The organism is Candidatus Nitrosarchaeum limnium BG20 (assembly GCF_000241145.1).
Classification (GTDB): Archaea; Thermoproteota; Nitrososphaeria; order Nitrososphaerales; family Nitrosopumilaceae; genus Nitrosarchaeum; species Nitrosarchaeum limnae.
In genome coordinates, this window is the sequence record NZ_AHJG01000203.1 from 1 (window position 1) to 3196 (window position 3196).

6 protein-coding genes are annotated in these 3196 nt (G+C 31.4%); 4 read left to right on the top strand and 2 right to left on the bottom strand.

Going from position 1 to position 3196, the window contains the following annotated elements; translation table 11 throughout:
• A partial coding sequence (locus tag BG20_RS07345; protein WP_010192943.1) for an AIPR family protein occupies nt 1–1223 on the top strand: 1223 nt, incomplete at its 5' end.
• Nucleotides 1224–1388: 165 nt separating this feature from the next.
• Nucleotides 1389–1553, top strand: coding sequence for a hypothetical protein (locus tag BG20_RS12725; RefSeq protein ID WP_010192945.1), 165 nt, complete (start codon nt 1389–1391; stop codon nt 1551–1553).
• Between the two features lie 2 nt (nt 1554–1555).
• Here the strand turns inward: BG20_RS12725 and BG20_RS07350 are convergent, their stop codons facing one another.
• Complete coding sequence (locus BG20_RS07350) at nt 1556–2068, bottom strand: hypothetical protein (protein WP_420805937.1); 513 nt, start codon at nt 2066–2068, stop codon at nt 1556–1558.
• 178 nt (nt 2069–2246) lie between these two features.
• Between BG20_RS07350 and BG20_RS07355 the strand changes: the two genes are divergently transcribed.
• On the top strand, nt 2247–2507 hold the full coding sequence (locus BG20_RS07355) for a winged helix-turn-helix domain-containing protein (RefSeq protein ID WP_010192950.1): 261 nt from the start codon (nt 2247–2249) through the stop codon (nt 2505–2507).
• Between the two features lie 3 nt (nt 2508–2510).
• Here BG20_RS07355 and BG20_RS07360 read toward each other — a convergent pair whose 3' ends face one another.
• Nucleotides 2511–2723 carry a hypothetical protein gene (locus tag BG20_RS07360; RefSeq protein WP_048097150.1) on the bottom strand — a complete coding sequence of 71 codons (213 nt, stop codon included), beginning with the start codon at nt 2721–2723 and terminating at the stop codon, nt 2511–2513.
• An 80-nt stretch (nt 2724–2803) separates the two neighbouring features.
• On the opposite strand from BG20_RS07360, the gene BG20_RS12730 reads away from it, so the two are divergent.
• The gene (locus tag BG20_RS12730) at nt 2804–2959 is read left to right on the top strand and encodes a hypothetical protein (protein ID WP_010192953.1); all 156 of its coding nucleotides are present in this window, start codon (nt 2804–2806) and stop codon (nt 2957–2959) included.
• Nucleotides 2960–3196: the final 237 nt, after the last annotated feature.

The window sequence follows — 3196 nt, forward strand, 5'->3', positions numbered from 1 at the left end:
AAAAATTATGGGAGCGTATAAAAAAACCCGCTGCAGGAAAAAGGTCATCAATAAAATTAGAAAGAATGCTTAGGCATGAAAATACGATTCTTGGGATTTTGAAATTAAGAGAATTAACTGAATTTGTTAGCAAAAACAGAGATTATGTTTTTGAATCAAACATTAGACAGTGGATGCAATTTAAAACAACTGTAAACAAAGGATTAAGAGAAACTCTTCAAAGTAATCCAGGAAAATTTTTCTTTTATAACAACGGAATTACAATTGTAGTAAGTGATTTTGAAGAATTAGGAGACAACATGATTGAGCTTCATGCACCACAGATTGTAAATGGAGCACAAACATCAAATTCAATTCTTGATCATTCAAAACGAACTAAAAACATGGATGGATCAATGACTGTGACAATTATTAAAGCAGATGACGAGCAGGAACAGAACAACATAACAAAATACAGAAATTCTCAAAATTCAGTTCGAGGAAAAGATCTAGTTTCATTAATGGATTTTCATAAATCGATCAAATCGCAATTAAAAAATTGTGGGTACTTTTATGAAATTCAAGCAGGTTCATTTGACACAAAATCAAAATCAAAACAATTAGAATATGAAGGGGATTTAATTTACAATGAATATTTACCAGACAATCATAAAAAAGTGATTGTTGCAAAAGATGCAATACAAGCTCTAGTTGCAGGAATTGAACAAAGACCCACAGAGGCATACAGTTCTCCAGCACAATTTCTTCCTAGAGGAAGTAAATACGATGACATATTCAATGATAATCTAAAAGATGATTATAGAATTTTGTTGTATCCATATCTTGTCAAAGAATATGCTAAGAAGACATTGAAGTATGGAAAACAGGGCGGACATAAAACCAAAAGGTATGCGACTTTGTTTTATGTGGGTGTATACTTTAGAATTCTACATAAAAAAATTCTAGAAACTAAAGGGGATTTTAAAAGCGATGTGAGAAAAATGGAGCCCATATTTAGAAGTTTTAAACTAAATTCTAGAATTTTAAAAATTGCAGATGTAGTTGTTACAAAATTTTTAGAAGATACAGTTGTTGATGATGAAATAGAATTGGCAAACACGAAACATAATTTCTTTTCACAGCATGTGTGGAATGATTCAATGCTTAGAGTTGTAGACAAAAAAATAAGACAAGAAGAAGAGGAAATTCTAGTATTAAAAAAACTTGCAAACAACTTGTTTTAGATATTAAAGTAGGTAGAAGTCCAACCAAGTAAAAATTTGCAGGAGGTTTACATTGGTCAGACTACCTACCTAGAATTCATATAAACCAGTATTATTTAACATGATTTTTCAACAGGATTCAAATCCAGAATCTTTTTTATATAGATCAAAGAAAGCAAAATCACTTTGGGATCTAAAGAAAAATGTACGATTTGTAGTAATAAAATAACACTGCGTTTTAATCCAATGGAAGAATGGAGTATTAAAGGTCCGTTGTGTGGAGATTGTTATTCAAAAAAGATCGATGAATTTTATCCAGGGGATCACATAAGAGTAAACAAAGAAGAGTAGAATCATTCAGTTTTTGAATATTTATTCACATAAAGACAATTCCAGGCGAGTGGATCATCTTTTACATTTTTTTCTTCAAGAAATGCAATATCAGTGATTGTTTTTTTTCTTTTTAGTAAAGTCACTTGAAAACTAGAAAATTTTTTACAGTTACATTCATTGTATAAGCATATGTCACCATCACCTTCATCATGATCTTCTGCTGAATGTCCACATTCACATAATGCATCATTTTTCACATCCTTACGTAGTTTCTTTGTGTAAATTCCCAATCGTAAATAGGCTTCACCGCCATGTCCTTTCTTGAATCGTTCATAATTTTCTGATTTCTGTAAAACCTTAAAAAAAGACAGATTTGATTCTGGTCGTTGAGAATCAGATCCAATTATAATCCAATACTCATCACCGATCTCAACAAATCTGACCTTTATTGATGGATCCTGCCACCAATGGATAACATCATGCCAGATGGATGAAGCCTCTTTTCTATCATCAAGTAGAGGCACAATATTCATCCTAAGATCGTAATAACGGTAAGCAACGCCAATAAAATTATCAAACCATGGAATAGGAGACTGGGACGGCAATACGATGGAAATCAGATTAGAGCGTATTTATCTGATCTGAATTATGGTAATACCCTTATATCTCGGAGTTATACAATCTATCAACATGGTATCCTATAGAACTAGTATGCAAATTGTTGCAGATCTTTTGACCGCTACTGAACAGTCTGGTCAACATGGTATCAAAACAACATCATTGCTAACAAAGGCTAATTTATCACATTCAAGATTATCAAAATTCTTGGAAAATTTAACAGGATCTGGTTTAATCAATAAAATAGAATTTGATAACAAAAACACATTTGTGATTACTGAGAAGGGAAGACAGTATTTGGAGTCTTATGCAAAATTTTCAAGTATTGCAGAATCTTTTGGATTAGAACTTTAAAATTTATTTTTTAGAACGTCTTTTGACATTATCTTTTTGTCTTTGTTTTCTATCCTTGTATGAGCTAAAGATGATGATTGCAGATATTCCTGCAATTGAGGCATAAAACAACAAAATAAACGGATGTTCTCGGATTTCACCAGTTGTAGGCGATACAAATGCTATTGGAATTGAAACAATAAGAAAAATCATGATAACTAGAAGGTATTTGTCCACAGTGGTTATGAGTTACAAAACCATATATCTTTTTGATTTAACTGTTCAATAATAGAAAAATATGATTAAAAACTCTTGAATTGATCGGATTTGCTTTGATTGGAGGTACCATTTATTCTTATTTAGGAATGATAGGAAATGAATTGAGATGGCCAGTGTTTTTTGGTTGTGCAGCTGGAGCACTTGCAATAATCATTTATCGGAAAAAAATAAGACAAAAACAAGATACGGTTTAAAAAATATTCAAAATGAAAATTTTATAAAGATTTGATCATTGATTGTTCAACCGACAGATCTATAAAGGAGAATTCGATGTAATTATGAGGGGAGTATGGAGAACGAAATGAAACAATGGTGGAAGGGTTTAGGGAAAGAATTAGAAACAGATATCGAAACATTTGATGATTAAAAATATTTCAAAAATTAAACAGTTTTAAAAAATTATTATAAAGCCTCGGGTGGGCTCTGACCCC